The organism is Psychrobacter sp. TB20-MNA-CIBAN-0197, from assembly GCF_040309765.1.
GTDB classification, from domain to species: domain Bacteria; phylum Pseudomonadota; class Gammaproteobacteria; order Pseudomonadales; family Moraxellaceae; genus Psychrobacter; species Psychrobacter submarinus.
Genome location: NZ_JBEOPC010000966.1, coordinates 1 through 256, shown reverse-complemented (window position 1 = coordinate 256; position 256 = coordinate 1). Strand labels below are relative to the sequence as shown.

Below are 256 nucleotides of genomic sequence, written 5' to 3'. Positions count from 1 at the left end.
ATTCAGTACAGATGTAACAGCGCGTTACTTTACTAATACCGAACAGCAAAACTATCACGAACCGTGGGGCTTGTTAGATACCGATAATGACGGTGTAGTTGATTGGAGTGAACGTGAATTTAGAGATCAAGCGCGCGAAAACCAAGGTTTGAGTTTAACTGCTAATTTAATAGCACAAACAACGATTGCGAATATGGAGCATGTGTTTTTAGTAGGCGCAGATTATTATGCTGCTAAATTTGATGCTATATACCGC

At 39.8% G+C, this 256-nt stretch carries 1 protein-coding gene; it reads left to right on the top strand.

From position 1 onward, the window contains the following. Window positions 1-256: hypothetical protein (locus AAEY83_RS16745; RefSeq protein ID WP_351060894.1), on the top strand; the 256-nt coding region annotated here is incomplete at both ends.